The organism is Ruminococcus flavefaciens (assembly GCF_900108555.1).
Lineage (GTDB): Bacteria > Bacillota > Clostridia > Oscillospirales > Ruminococcaceae > Ruminococcus > Ruminococcus flavefaciens_P.
Genome location: NZ_FNWV01000001.1, coordinates 427,489 through 447,216, shown reverse-complemented (window position 1 = coordinate 447,216; position 19,728 = coordinate 427,489). Strand labels below are relative to the sequence as shown.

At 47.8% G+C, this 19,728-nt stretch carries 16 protein-coding genes and 1 pseudogene; all 17 read left to right on the top strand.

The genetic code is table 11. From position 1 onward, the window contains the following. Positions 1 to 19 precede the first annotated feature (19 nt). The 17 genes and pseudogenes from BLW60_RS01940 (at position 20) to BLW60_RS01860 (ending at position 19,712) form a co-directional block, all read left to right on the top strand. Complete coding sequence (locus BLW60_RS01940) at positions 20 to 2,692, top strand: glycoside hydrolase family 9 protein (protein ID WP_175460860.1); 2,673 nt, start codon at positions 20 to 22, stop codon at positions 2,690 to 2,692. A gap of 132 nt (positions 2,693 to 2,824) precedes the next feature. Continuing rightward, positions 2,825 to 3,466 (top strand): stage II sporulation protein R, encoded by a 642-nt coding sequence (gene spoIIR / locus BLW60_RS01935; protein ID WP_074714208.1) that lies wholly within the window; start codon positions 2,825 to 2,827, stop codon positions 3,464 to 3,466. 235 nt (positions 3,467 to 3,701) lie between these two features. Then, the gene (infC, locus tag BLW60_RS01930; protein WP_028518730.1) at positions 3,702 to 4,226 is read left to right on the top strand and encodes a translation initiation factor IF-3; all 525 of its coding nucleotides are present in this window, start codon (positions 3,702 to 3,704) and stop codon (positions 4,224 to 4,226) included. Between the two features lie 13 nt (positions 4,227 to 4,239). Continuing rightward, positions 4,240 to 4,443, top strand: coding sequence for a 50S ribosomal protein L35 (gene rpmI / locus BLW60_RS01925; RefSeq protein WP_019678115.1), 204 nt, complete (start codon positions 4,240 to 4,242; stop codon positions 4,441 to 4,443). A gap of 70 nt (positions 4,444 to 4,513) precedes the next feature. Continuing rightward, the gene (gene rplT, locus BLW60_RS01920) at positions 4,514 to 4,867 is read left to right on the top strand and encodes a 50S ribosomal protein L20 (protein WP_019678114.1); all 354 of its coding nucleotides are present in this window, start codon (positions 4,514 to 4,516) and stop codon (positions 4,865 to 4,867) included. 140 nt (positions 4,868 to 5,007) lie between these two features. After that, on the top strand, positions 5,008 to 5,790 hold the full coding sequence (locus tag BLW60_RS01915) for a TrmH family RNA methyltransferase (RefSeq protein WP_081348074.1): 783 nt from the start codon (positions 5,008 to 5,010) through the stop codon (positions 5,788 to 5,790). A gap of 44 nt (positions 5,791 to 5,834) precedes the next feature. Then, positions 5,835 to 7,052 carry a DNA-processing protein DprA gene (dprA, locus tag BLW60_RS01910; protein WP_074714207.1) on the top strand — a complete coding sequence of 406 codons (1,218 nt, stop codon included), beginning with the start codon at positions 5,835 to 5,837 and terminating at the stop codon, positions 7,050 to 7,052. 12 nt (positions 7,053 to 7,064) lie between these two features. Further along, entirely contained in the window at positions 7,065 to 9,146 is a 2,082-nt protein-coding gene (gene topA / locus BLW60_RS01905) for a type I DNA topoisomerase (RefSeq protein WP_074714206.1), read from the top strand. Continuing rightward, positions 9,143 to 10,471 (top strand): methylenetetrahydrofolate--tRNA-(uracil(54)-C(5))-methyltransferase (FADH(2)-oxidizing) TrmFO, encoded by a 1,329-nt coding sequence (gene trmFO, locus BLW60_RS01900; protein WP_074714205.1) that lies wholly within the window; start codon positions 9,143 to 9,145, stop codon positions 10,469 to 10,471. The genes topA and trmFO overlap by 4 nt, the downstream gene beginning before the upstream one ends. Beyond that, the gene (gene plsX / locus BLW60_RS01895; RefSeq protein ID WP_074714204.1) at positions 10,449 to 11,456 is read left to right on the top strand and encodes a phosphate acyltransferase PlsX; all 1,008 of its coding nucleotides are present in this window, start codon (positions 10,449 to 10,451) and stop codon (positions 11,454 to 11,456) included. The genes trmFO and plsX overlap by 23 nt, the downstream gene beginning before the upstream one ends. A 4-nt stretch (positions 11,457 to 11,460) precedes the next feature. Next, positions 11,461 to 12,150, top strand: a complete 690-nt coding sequence (gene rnc, locus BLW60_RS01890; RefSeq protein ID WP_074714203.1) for a ribonuclease III — start codon at positions 11,461 to 11,463, stop codon at positions 12,148 to 12,150. After that, entirely contained in the window at positions 12,137 to 13,120 is a 984-nt protein-coding gene (locus tag BLW60_RS01885; protein ID WP_074714202.1) for an elongator complex protein 3, read from the top strand. Before rnc ends, BLW60_RS01885 begins: the two co-directional genes overlap by 14 nt. A gap of 4 nt (positions 13,121 to 13,124) precedes the next feature. Continuing rightward, entirely contained in the window at positions 13,125 to 16,697 is a 3,573-nt protein-coding gene (gene smc, locus BLW60_RS01880) for a chromosome segregation protein SMC (protein WP_074714201.1), read from the top strand. Positions 16,698 to 16,756: 59 nt separating this feature from the next. Next, positions 16,757 to 17,656 (top strand): annotated as a pseudogene (gene ftsY / locus BLW60_RS01875) (signal recognition particle-docking protein FtsY); the annotation flags it as partial. 472 nt (positions 17,657 to 18,128) lie between these two features. After that, on the top strand, positions 18,129 to 18,710 hold the full coding sequence (rdgB, locus tag BLW60_RS01870) for an RdgB/HAM1 family non-canonical purine NTP pyrophosphatase (protein ID WP_074714200.1): 582 nt from the start codon (positions 18,129 to 18,131) through the stop codon (positions 18,708 to 18,710). Continuing rightward, the gene (gene yhbY / locus BLW60_RS01865; protein ID WP_028518740.1) at positions 18,711 to 19,013 is read left to right on the top strand and encodes a ribosome assembly RNA-binding protein YhbY; all 303 of its coding nucleotides are present in this window, start codon (positions 18,711 to 18,713) and stop codon (positions 19,011 to 19,013) included. It abuts the gene before it with no gap. Between the two features lie 3 nt (positions 19,014 to 19,016). Then, positions 19,017 to 19,712: an NAD(P)H-dependent oxidoreductase gene (locus BLW60_RS01860; protein ID WP_074714199.1), complete on the top strand. Its 696-nt coding sequence runs from the start codon at positions 19,017 to 19,019 to the stop codon at positions 19,710 to 19,712. Positions 19,713 to 19,728: the final 16 nt, after the last annotated feature.

Sequence of the window (19,728 nt, the reverse complement as noted above, 5' to 3'; positions counted from 1 at the left end):
CATTAAAAGGGAGGAAAATATGATGAATCACAAAAAACTGACCGCGGCAGTATTGAGTATCGTTACTGCTGCAACATCACTGTGTGCAGCTGTTCCTGTAAATGCGGCTGATTCAGAAGCAGAACAGGAATTCTGTCCACCGATCAGCGAGATAGTAAATGATTCAGGTCTTGATATCGACTATGCTCGTGCTTTGCAGTATTCACTCTATTTCTATGACGCTAATATGTGCGGCGACACTGTTGAAAAAGAGAGCCGTCTTTCATGGCGTGGTGACTGCCACACATACGATGCACACGTTCCTATGATCGAATGGGACGGTCTCACAAACAAGACCAGCAAGGGCGGTACTAACCTTTCTGCTTCCTTTATGGCAAAGTATAAAGATGTACTCGATCCTGACGGCGACGGCACTATCGACGTTGCAGGCGGCTTCCACGATGCAGGTGACCACGTAGAATTCGGTATGCCTGAGAACTACACAGCTGCTACACTTGGCTGGGGCTATTACGAGTACCGCGATGTGTACAAGAAGCTCAAGCAGGACGATCATATCGAGACTATTCTCCGTCACTTCAACGATTACCTTATGAAGTGTACGTTCCTTGACGAAAGCGGCACTGTTATCGCACACTGCTATCAGGTGGGCGACGGTAATATCGACCACGCTATCTGGAACAGCCCTGAGGTAGACTCAATGCCTCGTCCCGCATTCTTCCTCACAGCTGAGAAGCCGCAGACAGATTACGTTGTTTCTGCCTGCTCATCACTGGCTATCAACTACCTCAACTTCAAGGATACAGATCCTGACTATGCTGAGAAATCATTGAAGTATGCAAAGGCTCTCTGGAAGTTCGCTAACGACAATCCCAAGGAGCTTTCCGATAACGCAGACGGTCCGGGACAGTTCTACGGCTCGGATCACTGGGAAGACGATTACTGCTGGGCAGCTGCTTGGATGTACATGGCTACAGGCGACGAAAAAGTATTCGATGACGGAGCTTACAAGCTCTTCGATTACTATGCTCCTTCGGGCTGGTGCTACTGCTGGAACGATATGTGGTCAGGCGCAGCTCTCATGTGGGCTATCATAAATCAGGAACACCCTGAGCTTGATATGGTACAGAAGATCAGAGACGCACAGGGCAAGAACCAGTACGTTTTTGAAGATTTCTGGGACGATGACTGCCTCGGCAAGTGCCTCGGCACATGGCAGAAGAAAGAAACAAAGGGCGGCTTTGCATTCCTTAATCAGTGGGGAAGCTGCCGTTACAATACAGCTATGCAGATGATCTGTCTCCTTTACGATAAGTACCACAACGACGGCAAGCCGAGTGAGTGGAGCGAATGGGCAAAGAAGCAGATGGATTACGTTCTCGGCAAGAACGACATCACATACAAGGAAGAGCCTAAGTATGCAGTTCTTGCAGGCAAGAACGGTACACACGGACCAAGAGCATTCGTTGTAGGCTACAACGATACAGCTGTTAAGAACCCTCACCACCGTGCTGCTTCGGGACTCCTCATGGCAGAAGATCCCCGTGAGCAGAGACATATCCTCTGGGGTGCTCTCGCAGGCGGTCCTGACGGAAGCGACGGACACGACGACGCTACAAAGGACTGGACAGAAAACGAAGTTACTATCGACTATAATGCTTGCTTACCTGCTGCATCAGCAGGCCTCTATGCTGTATACGGCACAGAGGATATGGCAATAACACCTGACTTCCCGCCTGCTGACGAAAAGCGCGTTTACGGTTCAGGCGGCGAAGGCGGCGGAACAGGCTACTGGGTAGAAGCTGTTGCAGTAGATAAGCCAAACCTTAACGGTGACGGTTCAGGTACTACACAGATCTCATTCAAGGTGCTTTCAGGTGAGAGCAATCCTTCAAAGAAAACATCTATCCGTTACTTCTTCAACATCAAGGAAATGGCAAAGGGCATCGACGGACTCGGCGAAGTTCGTGAGCTTTACGATCAGTCAAGCACTGAGGACGGAGAAGTAGGAGCAGACGGCGTTCTCACAGGACCTTTCAAGTATGACAAGGTTCCTGACACATACTACATAGAGGTAACATGGGACGGCTATGTTATCGCAAACTCAGGCAAGAAGTATCAGTTCGATCTCGGTATGTACTACGGCGATGTATGGGATCCTTCAAACGACTGGAGCTATACCGATATCAAGGTAGGCAAGAGCGAGGACTTCTTTGCAGTTGATGATCCGCCGGAGCAGCGTACAGATTATATCTGCGTATACGATGACGGCGTTCTCGTAGGCGGTATCGAGCCTGACGGCACAAAGCCTGCTGAGAAGGAGCCTGCAAAGACAACTACAACAACAAAGCCTGTAGTTACAACAACAACTACCACAAAGGCTGTTACAGTTACTTCTACATCTACAACAACAGCAGCTCCTAAGGTAACAACTACTGTTTCTGAAGAGAATGAAGTTAAGGTAACAAAGGCAGGCGACGCTAACTGCGACGGTCAGGTAGATATGTCTGATATCGTACTTATCATGCAGTCACTTGCAAATCCTGACAAGTACGGAATAAAGGGCTCGGATAAGAACCATATTTCCGATCAGGGACAGGCAAACGCTGACGTTGACAAGAGCAGCAAGGGCGTTACTTCAAACGACGCACTTAGAATTCAGGAATTCCTGCTTGGCAAGGTAAAATCACTTTAATAGCTTAAAAGCGGCTCGTATGAGCCGCTTTTCTGTTATCAGGCGGCAGTAAGTGAAAAATGCTTGACTGAAATGGCTCATATGTTGTATAATTATTGATGATACAGTCAATGCTTTCCATGAGGTGATATAATGAAAAAGCCATCATGGAAGATAATGGCGGCAGGGCTTATACTTACCATACTTATTTCAAATATGAGCAGCTTCATCAGCGACGGACTGAAACTGGAAGAGCTCCGCGGCAGTGTGCTGCGGCTGCATATCCTTGCAAATTCCGACAGTGAAAAGGATCAGCAGCTCAAACTCATGGTGCGTGACGAGCTCCTTGAAAGAGGAATATTCAACGGAGCAGCCGACCTTGATGAAGCTGAGCGTATAGCAAAGGCGAGAATGTCCGAGATAGTTCGGACGGCAGAAAGTGTCCTGCGCAGAAACGGCTGCATGGACAGAGTATCGGCAGAGCTTGCAGATGCGGACTTTGATGAACGTGTGTATGGAGATATCACCATGCCTGCGGGACGCTACAGAGCACTTCGCATTATGATAGGCGATGCTCGCGGACATAACTGGTGGTGTGTGATGTATCCGCCTCTGTGCCTGCCTGCTGCCTGCGAGGAAACGGAAGATGCGGACAGCGAGGACGAAACTGTGACTGATGATAAGTCCGCAGAAGAGGAGAACTTTGACGAAAAAGAACTTGATATACTCAAAAAGCCTAAGAAATACAAGCTGAAATTTGCTTTATGGGATAAAATCAAGAGCATATTCAGCTAAGTAGTTGTGCAAAACTACAAAATTGATGCGACCGCTTGACATATCAGACTATATGTTGTATAATATTTGAGTAAACAAAGCAGAACTATGCGTTCTCACCGTCGGGCTATGCTGAAACGGTCAATATGTAATGGTAAACAGGTCGTATTTGCGGCTTGGTTTTTCAGTGTGTATTGGTGAGTGCGGATAATTTCTGCACTCATTTTTGTTTTTAAATTATATTGCTTGGAGGTGCTTGACTATTAGCAAACAGGAACTGCAGATCAACGAAGAGATAAGAGACAAAGAAGTGCTCGTAATCGACGCTGAAGGAAAAAAGCTCGGCGTTTTATCCGCCAAAGAAGCACAGCAGATGGCTTTCGATCAGGATCTTGATCTCGTAAAGATCGCTCCGCAGGCAACACCGCCCGTATGCCGTATCATGGATTACGGAAAGTATTGCTTCGAGCAGGCTAAACGTGAGAAGGAAGCAAGAAAAAATCAGAAGGTAGTTTCTATCAAGGAGATCAGAATGTTCTCTACAATAGATACCCATGACTTTGAAACGAAGGTAAATCAGGCTGTCAAATTTTTAGAGGGCGGCGACAAGCTCAAGGTATCCGTAAGATTCCGTAAAAGAGCTATTGCACATCCCGAACTTGGAAACGAACTGCTTGATCGTTTCAAGGAAGCAGTTTCTGCGGCAGGCACTGTGGATAAGCCGGCTAAAATGGAGGGACGCAGCATAGTAATGTTCGTTTCCCCAAAGGCCGCTAAGTAAGGAGGATCATATAATGGCAAAGGTAAAGGTTAAAACTCACTCGGGCGCAAAGAAGCGTTTTAAGATTACAGGAAGCGGTAAGGTAAAGTACCAGCACACAAACAAGAGACACAGACTTACTCAGAAGGATACTAAGCGCAAGAGAATCGCTCGTAATGCAGGTGTAGCTGACTGCACAAATGCACCTACAATCAAGAAGCTCGTTCCTTATATGTAATTGGAAGCGGATATCGTATCCGCATGGTACTGGGCTATTCCCGTAATTTTAATTTTGGAGGTAAAAGACTATGGCACGTATTAAAGGTGCAATGATGACTCGTAAGAGAAGAAACAAGACTTTAAAGCTTGCTAAGGGCTACTGGGGTTCTAAGAGCAAGCACTTCAAGATGGCTAAGCAGGCCGTAATGAAGTCAGGCAACTATGCATATATCGGAAGAAAGCAGAAGAAGAGACAGTTCAGACAGCTCTGGATCACAAGAATTTCAGCTGCTGCTAAGCTCAACGGCATGAACTACTCTACATTCATGAACGGCTGCAAGAAGGCTGGTATCTCTCTTAACAGAAAGATGCTCTCTGAGATCGCTATCAACGATGCAGCTGGTTTCACAGCAATTGCTGACAAGGCAAAGGCTGCTCTTTAATTGATATAATAAACACGCTTCTTAATTAATTTAAGAGCGTGTTTTTGTTAATAAAGAATCCATTGTACACTGTGCATGACAGCAGTCTGAGTCTGTCTGTCATGCCGTGTATATGAGTTCTGTAAGGCGGTGTTGTACTATTGGAAAACATCATCACTTCAAAAGATAATCCTACTGTCAAGCTGTATCAGAAGCTTTCTTCCTCAAAAAAAGAAAGACTTCAGTACGGCTTATTCGTGTTGGAGGGGCAAAGGATAGTCGAGGACGCTCTCAAAGAAGAAAGCGGCATAACTCAGCTCATACTCACTCAGAAGGCGTATGAACGCTTTGGTGAAGAACTTTTACAGGCTGATTTGAGAAACACAAGGACTATTGTCATTTCAAATGAGCTTGGAAACAGGATAGCTTCTACTGACAGTACACAGGGCGTTTTTGCAATGTGCAGGATACCTGTGCAGCGCAGCGTCAGCAGTATTATCACCGAAAACGGCAAGTATCTCGTGCTGTTCGGATTACAGGATCCGGGAAATGTAGGCATGATGATAAGAACTGCCGATGCACTGGGTATCAGCGGTGTTATAATGTCGGGAAGCTGCGACCTCTACAGTCCGAAAGTGATACGTTCAACTATGGGTTCGGTGTTCAGAATGAAGATAGCAATAGAAAATGATGCAGATAAGCTTTTTGAGGAGCTTTCAGGCATTACGACTTCCGCCGCTGTCATAGATAAGGACGCTCTGCCTGTTACGGAGTGTACATTTGAAGGCGCACAGGCTGTGTTCATCGGCAATGAGGGAAACGGACTTCCTGCTGATGTCGCACAGCGTTGCAGCAGAAAAGTTATAATCCCTATGCACGGGAATATCAACTCGCTTAATGCTGCAATGGCAGCAGGAATACTTATGTGGGAGCTCAGCAGGTAACACTGCTCGGCTAGGACAGATACATTAATAAAGGAGGCATGACTGTGGACGATACAAAATACTGGCTTTGGCTCAATATGGTGTTCGGTACTGGAAATCACCGTATATGGGAGATAATGAGCTTATACCAGACAGCTGAGAATGCATATGCAGCTCTTACTGACCGCGAGTCTATGGTCAGTCTTAACGAAAAAGAGCAAAAAAACGCAGCGGAGATACCTCTTTCAAGTGCCGAGAGCTTTATTGCTAACTGCAATAGGCGCGGTATAGGTGTCATCGCCTGCACAAGTCCAGAATATCCCAAACAGCTTGAGCATATATATAATCCGCCGTCTGTACTTTATTATAAGGGCAATATCTCATGCCTAAAGACCGAGCTTACGGTCACGGCTGTAGGTACACGAAAAGCTACGGCGTACAGCCTTAAAGCTGCAAAGGAGATATGCTCTGAGCTTTCAGCCCGCGGAGCTGTTATAATCAGCGGCTTTGCAATGGGCATAGACCTTGCCTGTAGTATGGCTGCGGCTGAGATAGGCAGACCAACGGTATGCGTAATGGGCTGCGGCGTTGATGTGGATTATCCAAAGCAGAATTTTGCATACAGAGATCCAATACTTTCGGCAGGCGGTGTGTTCGTGTCGGAATTCCCACCCGGGACACCTCCGATCTCGCCTAATTTTCCAAAGAGAAACAGGATACTTGCTGCTCTTGGAAGAGCAGTAGTAGTCTTTGAAGCAGGAACAAGAAGCGGTTCGCTCATTACTGCAAACCTTGCAGCAGGACAGGGACGTGAAGTTCTGTGTCTGCCGCCTGCTGATATATTCAGCGAAGCTTTTGTGGGCAACATAAAGCTGCTGCGTGACGGTGCGATACCCATGTACAGTGCTTCTGACGTTATCGACTGTATAACGTTTAGGAAAAAGCAATATGCTGCTGAGGCAATGCCGAAAAGAGCTGCGGTTACTTCCGCGGAAAAAACGCTGACGAACGAAGAGATGACCGAGATGATGAAAGTCCTCAACGGTATCTCAGACGAGCCGCGGCAAACAAAACGTGAAATTCGTAAAGCTGAGCTGCCTGACGATCTTTCAGATCAGCAGAGGAAAATAGCAGAAGCCCTTGAAAACGGACCGCTCCATGCGGACGAACTGGCTTCATCACTTGAAATAGATACAGGTGAGCTGATGACTGAGCTCACCGAACTGGAAATATTCGGAACAGTACGTTCACTTCCTGGAAAAATGTATGAACTTATAAGATAAGGGGAAAGATCAATGTCAGATTTAGTCATCGTTGAGTCGCCTGCAAAGGCGAAAACCATTCAGAAATATCTCGGACCGGGTTATGAGGTTATCGCCTCAATGGGCCATGTCCGCGACCTTCCCAAGTCAAAAATGGGTGTTGACAAGGATAACGACTTCAAGCCGCAGTATACCGATATGAAGGGCAAGGAGGACGTTATCAAGGAGCTTAAAAAGCGCGCAAAGAAGTGCGATAAAGTATATCTCGCAACCGACCCCGACCGTGAGGGAGAAGCCATATCATGGCATATAGCGCAGATGCTCAAGCTGGATATGAACGCTGATAACCGTGTGGCTTTCAATGAGATCACCAAGACAGGCGTAAAAAACGGTATGAGCAATCCGCATAAGATAGATGTAGACCTTGTAAATGCTCAGCAGGCAAGACGTATACTTGACCGTCTTGTGGGATATGAGCTCAGTCCGTTCCTTTGGAAAAAGGTAAAAAGAGGACTTTCAGCAGGCAGAGTCCAGTCTGTAGCTGTACGTCTTGTAGTTGACCGCGAAAACGAGATACGTGCTTTCGTGCCAAAGGAATACTGGTCTATCGATGCAAAATTCACAGCACCTTCATCAAGAAAGGTGTTCGATGCTGCCCTCGTAGCAGTTGACGGCGAAAAGCTTGAGATACCAAATCAGGCAGAAGCTGACAACCTTCTTGCAAGACTTGAAAACGCAGATTATACAGTTACATCTGTAAAAAAGCGCGTCACAAAGAAACAGCCTGCACCGCCTTTCATCACATCGACACTCCAGCAGGAAGCTTCACGTAAGCTCAGTTTCAGTGCAAAGCGTACCATGAAGGCTGCACAGGAGCTTTACGAAGGTGTTGACGTAGAGGGCGTAGGTGCAGTAGGTCTTATCACATATATGAGAACCGACAGCCTGCGTATATCAGACGAGGCTAAGGCAGCTGCTGCCGAATACATCGGAGTAGTTTACGGCAAGGACTATCTGCCGCCCGAGCCAAGGAACTTCAAGACAAAGAACAACGCTCAGGACGCTCACGAAGCTATACGCCCTTCAACTCCCGAGCTTACTCCCGAAAGAGTAAAGAGCAGTCTCAGCTCCGACCAGTATAAGCTCTACAAGCTCATATGGGAGCGTTTCATCGCAAGTCAGATGGCAAATGCTCTCCTTGATACGGTATCTGCTGATATCGAAGCAAACGGCTGTACTTTCAGAGCATCGGGCTATTCAGTAAAGTTCGACGGCTTTATGGCACTTTACGTAGAGTCGAACGATGCCGAAGAGGGCAGCAAGAAGATGCTTCCCGAGCTTAAAGCAGAGGATAAGCTGAAACTGAAATCCATATCGGGAAATCAGCATTTTACTCAGCCGCCTCCGCGCTTTACGGAAGCTTCGCTCATCAAGGCACTTGAAGAAAACGGCATAGGCAGACCAAGTACCTATGCTCCTACTATAACTACCATAACCTCACGCCGCTATGTTGAGCATGAGGGCAAGGCTCTGAAACCCACAAATCTGGGCGAAGTTATCACAGAGCTTATGAAGGACCACTTCAAGAAGATAGTTGACGCTAAATTCACAGCGGAAATGGAAAACAACCTCGATGAAGTCGAGCACGGCTCAAAGAACTGGGTAAGCACCCTACATGAGTTTTACGATGACTTCTCAAAGACTCTGAAAAAGGCTGAAGAAGCTATGGACGGCAAGCGTGTGAAAGTTCCCGATGAAGAGACCGACGTTGTCTGCGAGCTTTGCGGCAGAAATATGGTAATAAAGTACAGCAAGTACGGTAAATTCCTTGCCTGTCCGGGATTCCCCGAGTGCAAGAACACAAAGAAGATAGTTACAGAGGCTGACGGAACTTGTCCGAGATGCGGAAAGAAGATGCTGCTGAAAAAGTCTAAGAAGGGCAGAAGCTTCTATGGCTGCGAGGGCTTCCCCGATTGCAGCTTTATGACATGGAACGTGCCTACTAAGGAGATATGCCCGCAGTGCGGTAAGACTCTGTTTATGAAGGGCGGCAAGTCTGGCAAGCTGGTATGCGAGAATGACGGCTGCGACTATGAAAGAGAGCTTAAAAAATGAACGATATCGTTAACGTTATAGGTGCAGGACTTGCAGGCTGTGAAGCGGCATGGGCTGTGGCGGAAGCAGGGATAAGGGTGCGTCTTTATGAGATGAAGCCCGAGAAGTATTCTCCTGCTCATAAGTACAGCGGCTTTGCGGAGCTTGTATGCTCGAATTCGCTTAAAGCTGCAAGGCTTGAATCGGCTGCGGGACTGCTCAAATACGAAATGGAGCTTCTCGGCTCGCTGACAGTGCCCTGCGCAAAGGAGAATTCCGTAGAAGCAGGCGGCGCACTGGCTGTAGACCGTGAGAAGTTCTCGGACGCAGTTACGGCAAAGATAAAGTCCCACCCTCTTATCGAGGTCATTGGCGGCGAGGTCACAGAGCTTCCTGAGGGAATGACTATCATCGCTACAGGACCTCTTACACAGGGAGCTATGGCTGATATTATCCGCGGACTCTGCGGCGAGGGACTCAGCTTCTATGATGCAGCTGCTCCTATCGTTACGGCTGATACCATAAATATGGAAAGAGCATTTTACGCTTCACGCTATGACAGAGGCGATGCGGACTATGTTAACTGTCCAATGAACAAGGAGGAATACCTTGCTTTCCACGAAGCTCTTATAAATGCGGAAAAGGTACAGCTCAAGGACTTTGAGACACACCCGTTCAGTGTATACGAGGGCTGTATGCCTATCGAGGAGCTTGCTTCACGCGGAGTTGACACTATGCGCTTCGGACCTATGAAGCCTGTGGGCATAGATGATCCGCGTACAGGCAGGAGACCATACGCTGTTGTACAGCTGAGAAAAGAGAACCGTGAGGGAACACTTTTCAACCTTGTGGGCTTTCAGACAAACCTCAAATTCGGCGAGCAGAAGAGAGTATTCTCAATGATACCGGGGCTTGAAAATGCCGAGTTCATGCGCTATGGTGTAATGCACAGGAACACATTCATAAACAGCCCAGAGCTTCTCAACTCCGATTTCTCAATGAGAAGCCGTCCCGAGATATTCTTTGCAGGACAGATAACAGGAGTCGAGGGATATATGGAAAGTGCAGCCAGCGGACTTATAGCAGGTATCGCTGCATCACGCAGGCTGAAAGGACTTGAGCCTGTAAAGCTTCCGCCGGATACCATGACAGGAGCACTTTCGCACTATGTCAGTGATCCTTTCAACAGCGGGAATTTCCAGCCAATGGGAGCTAATATGGGGATACTTCCCGATATTGGCGTAAGGATAAAGGACAAAAAGGAACGCTACGGTGCATATGCACAGCGCGCTGTAAATTCGCTGAGAGGAGAGCTTGAAAGAATTGGCGGTAAATGTAATAGTTGATGCATTCGGAGGAGACAACGCTCCTCTTGAAGTAATAAAGGGCTGTGAAAGAGCAGTCCGCGAGCTTGGAGTGAAGATAACACTCACAGGACGCGAAAAAGAAATAAGGGCTTGTGCCGAGAAAAACGGCATAAGTCTGGGTGGAATAGAAATAGTTCATACCGATGATGTTTTTGATATACATGAAGAGCCGAAGGAGATAATCAAATCAGGAAAAAACTCCTCAATGGCAGTTGGTCTGAGCTTGCTTGCAGAGGGAAAGGGCGATGCCTTTGTATCCGCAGGAAGCACAGGAGCACTTGTAATGGGAGCGACCTTCATCGTCAAGCGTATCAAAGGCATTAAGCGGATAGCACCTTCACCTGTACTTCCAGGAGATAAGGGCAATTTCGTACTTATCGACGCAGGAGCAAATACCGAATGCCGCCCCGAGATGCTGGTACAGTTTGCAGTAATGGGCAGTGCATATATGGAAAAAGTCATGGGCATAAAGAACCCGAAGGTAGGACTGCTCAATATAGGCTCTGAGGAGACAAAGGGCAGAGACCTTGAAATAGAAGCATATAAGCTCCTTGAAAAAAGCGGTCTTAACTTTGCAGGAAATATCGAAGCAAGAGAGATGACAAAGGGAAATGTACAGGTAGTAGTTACTGACGGCTTTACGGGAAATATCGCGCTCAAGCTCTATGAGGGCATGGGAAGCTTCTTTGCCAAGAAGATGAAGTGGATATTCTCGGGCGCAGGAAAGATCGGTGCAATACTTTCAATTGGCAAAATAAAGACATTCCGCAAGCAGATGGATTACAAGGAGGTCGGCGGCTCAGCACTTTTAGGTGTGAAGAAGCCCGTAATAAAAGCACACGGAAGCTCTGACGGTACAGCGTTCTTCAATGCGGTAAGACAGGCAAAGCGTTGTGTCGAGGGCGATGTCGCAGGAGTTATAGAGAGCTATGTAGCTCGCACAGCTTCTGCGGACAAGGAGTGATATAATGGAAAATTTAGAAAGATTTGAGGAAATAATAGGCTATAAATTCAAAAATATACAGCTGCTGAAACAGGCACTGTCTCACTCATCATACGCAAACGAAAAGAAGATGCCCAGCGGCAGCAATGAGAGACTGGAATTTCTCGGTGACAGCGTACTTTCTATCGTTGTGTCGGATTTCCTTTACAAGAACCTCAACGTTGCCGAGGGAGAGCTTACAAAAATGAGGGCTTCACTTGTATGTGAAAAGTCTCTCCATATCTTTGCACAGCAGATAGAACTCGGCACTTTCCTCCGCCTTGGCAAAGGCGAGGAGAATACAGGCGGCAGAGAGCGTCCTTCCATACTTGCAGACGCTTTTGAAGCAGTTATCGCTGCCATATACCTTGACGGCGGTATGGAGCCTGCGGCGAATCATATACTCCGCTTCATGCCAAAGGACATACGTCATGCAAAGAAGCCTGTTTTCAACGATTTCAAGACGGTTTTGCAGGAGATAGTCCAGAAAAATCCCGAGGAAAAGGTAGAATACGTACTTATCGGCGAGGAAGGTCCCGATCACAACAAGCGTTTTGTAGTCGAGGTATGTCTTAACGATCAGGTCATAGGCAAGGGAAAGGGCAAGAGCAAGAAGGAAGCCGAGCAGCTTGCGGCAAAGGAAGCTCTCGAACTTATGGGCTATGAAGCACAGTAACATATCCGTTTTTATCCCACATATCGGCTGTCCTCATCAGTGCAGCTTCTGCGATCAGCGCACCATAAGCGGCGCACAGCACGCTCCCGACGGAGACGAAGTCAGGGAGATATGCTCAAAGGCACTGAGCGAGGTCAGAGAGCCCGAGAATACTGAGATAGCTTTTTTCGGCGGCAGCTTTACAGCTGTTCCCCGTGATTATATGATCGAGCTTCTCACAGCGGCATCTGAGTTCGTAGGCGAGGGAAAATTCAGCGGCATACGCTGTTCTACCCGTCCCGACTGTATCAGTGATGAGGTGCTTGAGATACTGAAAAAGTACGGCGTTACCGCTATAGAGCTTGGGGCGCAGTCAATGGACGATACAGTCCTTGAAGCAAACGAGCGCGGACACAGTGCGCAGGACGTTGCTAAAGCAGGCAGGCTTATAAAGGCACACGGCTTTGAGCTGGGCTTGCAGATGATGACGGGACTGTATAAAAGCTCCCGTGAAAGCGATATTGCCACAGCAGATGCAATAATCGGCATTTGTCCCGATACTGTCAGGATATATCCTGTGGTAGTCCTTGACGGCACAAAGCTTGCGGATTATTACCGCAGGGGCGAATACAGAATGATGCCCCTTGATGATATGGTGGGGATGTGTGCGGAGCTTCTTGAAAAGTTTGAGAAAAACGGCATTAGGGTAATAAAATGCGGACTTCATGCATCGGAATTTGTGGAGCATGACATGGTGGCAGGCTATTATCACCCTGCTTTCCGCGAACTGTGCGAGAGCAGGATATACCTTAAAAAGATAGAAGCATTCGCAGAGAACTGCGGATATATCCGTATCGCCGTACCTGCAAGGGATATTAGCAGGGCGGTCGGACATAAAAAAAGCAATATTACATATATGAAGTCAAAAGGCGTGGAGGTGAAGATAGTTCCCTCAGCCGATGACAAAATTGAAATTATCGAACGGCGGTGAATGAATGTACCTGAAATCACTTGAAATACAGGGCTTTAAGTCCTTTCCTGACAAAATAAGCCTTACCTTTGACAAGGGACTTACCGCAGTTGTCGGACCTAACGGAAGCGGCAAGAGCAATATCGGTGACTCTGTACGCTGGGTACTTGGTGAACAGTCAACAAAGACTCTCCGCGGAAATAAAATGGAAGATGTTATCTTCTCGGGTACTGTTGCGCGAAAGCCTATGGGATTTGCCGCAGTTACGCTGAATATAGACAATTCCGACAATACTCTCCCCGATATCGGTGATGAAGTTGCGGTAACACGTAAGCTTTACCGAAGCGGCGAGAGCGAGTACCTTATCAACGGAAAGTCCTGCCGATTGAAGGACATCAACGAGCTTTTCATGGATACAGGTCTGGGACGTGACGGCTACTCCATAATCGGACAGGGACGAATTGCCGAGATAGTAGGTGCAAAAAGCTCTGAACGCCGTGATATTTTTGAAGAAGCGGCAGGTATCTCAAAGTTCAGATACAAGAAGCTTGAAGCTGAGCGAAAGCTCACAGCCGCACAGGAAAACCTGCTTCGTCTGACGGATATACTCACCGAGCTTGAAGGCAGAGTAGAACCGCTGCGTATACAGTCGCAGAAGGCAGAGAAGTTCATAAAGCTTGCGGAAGAGCGCAAAAAGCTTGAAATATCCGTCTGGGTGACAAAGCTTGACGAGATGAAGGTAAAGCTTGACGAACTGGAAAGCAAGATACTCGTCAGCAAGAACGAGTACGAGAACGTTGAAAACGACATTCAGCGTGAGGAGCAGAAAATAGCAGACGGTATACGCAAGATGCAGGAAAGCACCATGCGCGCCGATGAGCTCCGCCGCAAAATGCTGGAAGAGGAGCAGACGGCTTCGGAAATGAAGTCGGGCATAGCCGTTCTCGAAAACGATATCAAGCACTGTAATGAGGCAGTTGAAGCTGCTCAGAAGAACATAGACAATGCCGAGGAAGCTAAAAAAGCTCTTGAAAACGAGCGTAAGGCAGCTGCCGATAAGCTTGCCGAGCTTGAAGCTCAGAAAAAGGCAATGGAAGATGAGATAAAGGAAGCCGAGGAAAGCTTCCGCAGGGCTGAGAGCGAAAGCTCAAAGCTTGGCGATTCCGTTGATAAGGCAGGCAGCGAGATAAACGGACTTTACATCAGGCAGAGCGAATACCGCTTTGCAATAGAGTCCTCAAAGCAGACCGTAGCCGAGCAGACTGCAAGGCTTGCCGAGCTCCGTGAGAGCAGCGGCGACCTTGGTCAGAAGCTGAAAGAGTACGAAGCGCAGACCGAAAGCGTAAAGGCAGAAGCTGAAAAGAACAAGGCGAAAGCCGAGGAGATACGCAACAGGCTCAGCGGACTTGAAAGACTTTTCAAGTCGCGCAGAGAGGGCTTCGAGCAGGCGAAAAACGACTTTGAACGCGCACTCTATGAACTGAAAGACAAGCAGCAGAGACGAAAGATACTTACCGATCTCGAAAACAACATGGAAGGCTTTGCAGGAAGCGTCAAGCAGGTGCTGAAAGCTTCAAAGCAGGGACGTATCGGCGGTATCTTCGGAACTGTGGCACAGAATATAAGCGTTGAGCCCGAGTACGCAGTGGCTGTTGAAACAGCACTGGGCGGAGCTATGCAGAATATCATCGTTGAAAACGAAGATATCGCAAAACGCTGCATACGCTTCCTTAAAGAGCAGAAAGCAGGCCGTGCAACATTCCTGCCCATAACCTCTGTAAAGGGCTATGAGCTCAAAGAGCAGGGACTTGAAAACTGCGAGGGATTTGTTGCCAATGCCAACAAGATAGTAAAGTACGATCCGAAGTTCAGCGGCATCATAGCCTCATTGCTTGGACGTATAGTCATTGCCGAGGACATCGACACAGCTACTCTTATCGCCAAGAAGTACGGCTACAAGTTCAGGATAGTAACTCTTGACGGACAGGTCATAAACGCAGGCGGTTCGTTCACAGGTGGTTCTGCACAGCGTTCGGGCGGTATCATCACCCGTAAGAACGAGATAGATACCCTTGATGCAGAGATAGCAAAGCTTGCTGACGAGCGTGATGTACTGCGTGAAAAGGCAGAGAAGCTCCGTGCGGAGTCTGAAAAGCTCAGATTTGACACAGAGGCTGCAAAGGAAGAGCAGACAAAGTGCGAGGCAGAGAGAGTTCGCCTTGAAGCAGAGCTGAACAGCCTTGCTTCACTTGAAGAGCAGTTCCGCGCACAGTCTGAAAACTCCGAGAAGCTCAAGGCTGAAACAGAGCAGAGGATAGAAGCTGCAAAGCAGAACATCGCTGATTCAGAAAAGGCACTTGCCGACACCGATGAGGAGATACGAGTTGCCGAGGAAAAGCTTGCTCAGGGACAGGATATCCGCGAAAAGCTGAGATTGCAGAGAGCAGAGCTTTCCGACAAGCTCTCACAGCTCAAGATCAGAGGCATGGAGCTTGCAAAGGACGTTCAGGCTCAGGAGCTTGAGATAACTCGTATCGACAGACGCGCCGAGGAGCTGAAATACGGTACTCATCAGTATGAAGAGGAGATATTCAGACAGCAGGAGCTTATCGGTCAGAAGAATAACGAGATAGAAGAGCTGAAACAGAAGCTTGCTGATTTCAAGGACAATACAGCATCTTACAATGCAGAGATACAGCGTTGTCACGCAACTCATACTGAGCAGAACAGACTGGTCAACGAGATGCAGAACGGTCTGAAAGCTATAAACGATTCAAAGGAAAAGCTTTCGGCAGAGGTAACAAGACTTGAAGAACGCCGCGAGACTGTGTGCCGTGATACGGATAATATCATAAGGCAGCTCATGGAAGTCTACGAGCTAACACGTTCCGAGGCTGTTGCTATGGCTGAAAAGATCGATGACATGATAGCTGCACAGGCAGAGCTCACGACCATAAAGAACAAGATACGCGCTCTCGGAAGTGTCAACGTTGACGCTATCGAGGAGTATAAGGAAGTATCCGAGCGTTACCGCTTTATGTCGGAGCAGATAGCAGATGTTCAGAAGTCAAAGGCAGAGCTTGAAAAGATAATCACAGACCTTACTGCCGAGATGTGCAGGATTTTCTCGGAAAGCTTTGCTATAATCAATTCCAACTTCAAGAGCATATTCGTTGAGCTTTTCGGCGGCGGAAAGGCAGAGCTCATACTCACCGATCCCGAAAATGTACTTGAATCGGGCATCGAGATAAGCGTTGCGCCTCCCGGAAAGGTCATCAAGAACCTTATCTCACTTTCAGGTGGAGAGCAGTCCTTTGTTGCCATAGCTATTTACTTCGCTATTCTGAAACTCAGACCTGCACCTTTCTGTATACTTGATGAGATCGACGCGGCTCTTGATGAAGTAAACGTAAGGAAATACGCACAGTATCTGAAAAAATTCACGGATACTACGCAGTTCGTTCTCGTAACTCACAGAAGAAGTGCGATGGAAGAAGCAAATGTGCTTTACGGTGTTACCATGCAGGAGGACGGAATATCCAAGCTCCTTAAAATGGAACAGGTGGATTTCCAGGAGGACGTTGCTGATATTCAGTAAGGTGTCACATTTTGATATTTTGATATGTTATATAATATAGACCACGTTTGGAGGATATAATGGGACTTTTTTCTAAAATTGCCAGCGGTCTGAGAAAGACCAAGGATTTCCTTTTCGGAGGTATCCAGAGAGTACTCAACTCGTTTACCGTAATTGACGAGGACCTTTTCGACCAGCTCGAAGAGCAGATGATAATGAGCGATATCGGCGTTGAGACCTCTGAGGAGATATGCGACAGACTTCGCAAGAAGATAAAGGAGCGCGGTATAACTGACCCTAAGGAGATAATGGGACTTATCCATGAGGTCATCTCCGAGATAATGGGCGATGATACAGGACTTGACCTTTCCGTATCACCTGCTGTTATTATGGTCATCGGTGTAAACGGAGCAGGTAAGACCACAACTATCGGCAAGCTCTGTCACCAGTTCAAGCAGGAGGGCAAGAAAGTCCTCGTTGCTGCTGCCGATACCTTCCGTGCAGCTGCTATAGACCAGCTTGAGGTATGGACTCAGCGCGCAGGAGTAGATATCGTAAAACATGCCGAGGGCTCTGACCCCGGAGCTGTAGTATACGACGCTCTTGAAGCTGCAAAGGCAAGAGAGTGCGATGTAGTTGTTATCGACACCGCAGGACGACTCCACAACAAGAAAAATCTCATGGAGGAGCTCAAAAAGATAAACCGTATCATCGACAACAAGGCAGGAGAGTGCTCACGTGAGATACTCCTTGTGCTTGATGCCACAACAGGACAGAATGCGGTAAATCAGGCTAAGCTTTTCAGCGAGACAGCACCTATCACAGGTATAGTTCTCACAAAGCTTGACGGTACAGCAAAGGGCGGTATCGTTATCTCAATAAAGAATGAGCTGGGGATACCTGTAAAGCTCATAGGCGTGGGCGAAAAAATAGATGATTTACAGCCATTTGACAGCAATATGTTCGTTGATGCACTCTTTGCTTCACCCGAACAGCTCGAAGAGCTTGCAGAAGAGGAAGAAGCTGCCGAGGCATACGATGAAGATGAATACGAGGAAGAGACAGAGGACGACAACACTGTTGAGGTTGACGGCGTAAAGGGCTATTATAACGAGTACGGCGCATTTATTCCTTATGCTGAGGACGAAGAAGATGAAGAAGAGTCCTATGACGAGGAATACGAAGAGGAAGAGACTGAGGAAGAATACGAAGAAGAGTCAGAAGATGAGTCCGAATATGAGTATGAGGAAGAGTCTGACGATGAAGCCAATGAGGATACAGAAGAGTCTGACGACAGCGAGCTGACCGAAGATGAAGAGTCAGACGAAGAGGACGAAGCTGAGGATGAAAACGAGGACGAGGCAGAAGAGGAAGAAGAGAGCGAAGCTCCTGCTGAGCCTGAGAAGAAGAAAAAGCGCGGATTCTTCAGCAGACTGTTCGGAGGTAAGGACGATGATTAAGCAGCTGGTAATGGCTACGAACAATGCCAACAAGCTCCGTGAGGCAAGAGAGATACTTGCTCCCCTCGGTATAGAGGTGCTGTCTCAGCGTGAAGCAGGTGCAAACTGCGACCCTGAGGAAAACGGCACTACATTTGCAGAAAATGCACTCATAAAGGCAAAGGCTGTATACGAAGCTGTAGGACTTCCTACAATAGCCGATGACAGCGGACTCTGCGTTGACGCAATGGACGGCAGACCGGGAGTATACTCCGCAAGATACGCTCCCGAGGGACAGCATTGTGCAAAGCTCCTTGAGGAGATGAAGGACGTTCCCGATGATAAGCGCGGAGCTGCTTTCAGATGCACTATAGCCTACATTGACGAAAACGGTCATGATATCATGTCAGGTGACTGCAAAGGCGCAATAGGCTATGAGCAGAGAGGCACGAACGGTTTCGGGTATGACCCTGTATTCATGGTGGGCGACCGCACAATGGCGGAGCTTACCGCTGATGAAAAGAACGAAATAAGCCACAGAGGTGCAGCCCTGAGAGAGCTGTACAGCTTCCTTAAAGAAAGATACGGTGATTGAATGTTAACAAGCAAGCAGAGAGCGTACCTTCGCGGTATCGCTTCAACATACGAGACCATATATCAGGTGGGCAAAGGCGGAGTTACAGAGGCTATGTGTAAGGATATTGCAGAGGCACTCCGCAAGAGAGAGCTTATAAAGCTGAGAGTACTTGACAACTCGGGCTGGACTGCAAGAGAAGCTGCCGATGCTATCGCAGAGCAGACAGACTCCGATGTAGTACAGGTCATCGGCAATAAATTCGTACTTTTCAAGCGCAACGAGAAAGACCCTGTTATCGAGAATATCCCCAAGGCAAAATAAGTCATGAGGGTGCTGATAATAAGCGGTACGAACCACAAGGGCTCGACCTACAGTATCGGACGCATAGTTGCTGAGAAGCTTACCAAAGCAGAGAATATCAGCGAGGTGTTCCTGCCACGTGATTTTGACGAGTTCTGCTGCGGCTGTACCAACTGTTTTTCAAAGTCAGCCGAAAAATGTCCGCACTACGCAAAGCTGCGCCCCATAACGGAGCTTATAGACGCTGCCGATGTGCTGATACTTACATCTCCCGTGTACGTATATCACTGCACAGGTCAGATGAAGGCTCTCCTCGATCATTACGGCTGGCGTTGGATGTCGCACCGCCCCGACGAGAGAATGTTCAGCAAGCAGGCTGTAGTCGTTGCAACAGCTGCGGGAGCAGGCATGAAATCGACAATGAAGGATATGGCTGACAGCTGTTTCTTCTGGGGGATACCTAAGACCTACAGGCTTGGAAAGGCTGTAAGAGCAATAGACTGGAACAGCGTATCTCCCAAGATGAAAGACAGCATAAACGCAAAAACCGACAGTATCGCTAAAAAGATACTGAAAAGGCAGGGAAAAGTCCCTGTGGACATAAAAACAAGGGCGTTTTTCAAGATAATGAGTCTTTTGCAGCGCAACGGCTGGAACAAGGCTGATATGGACTACTGGAAGGAAAAGGGCTGGACAGGCAGCAAACGCCCGTGGAAATAAGCATAAATACAGCATA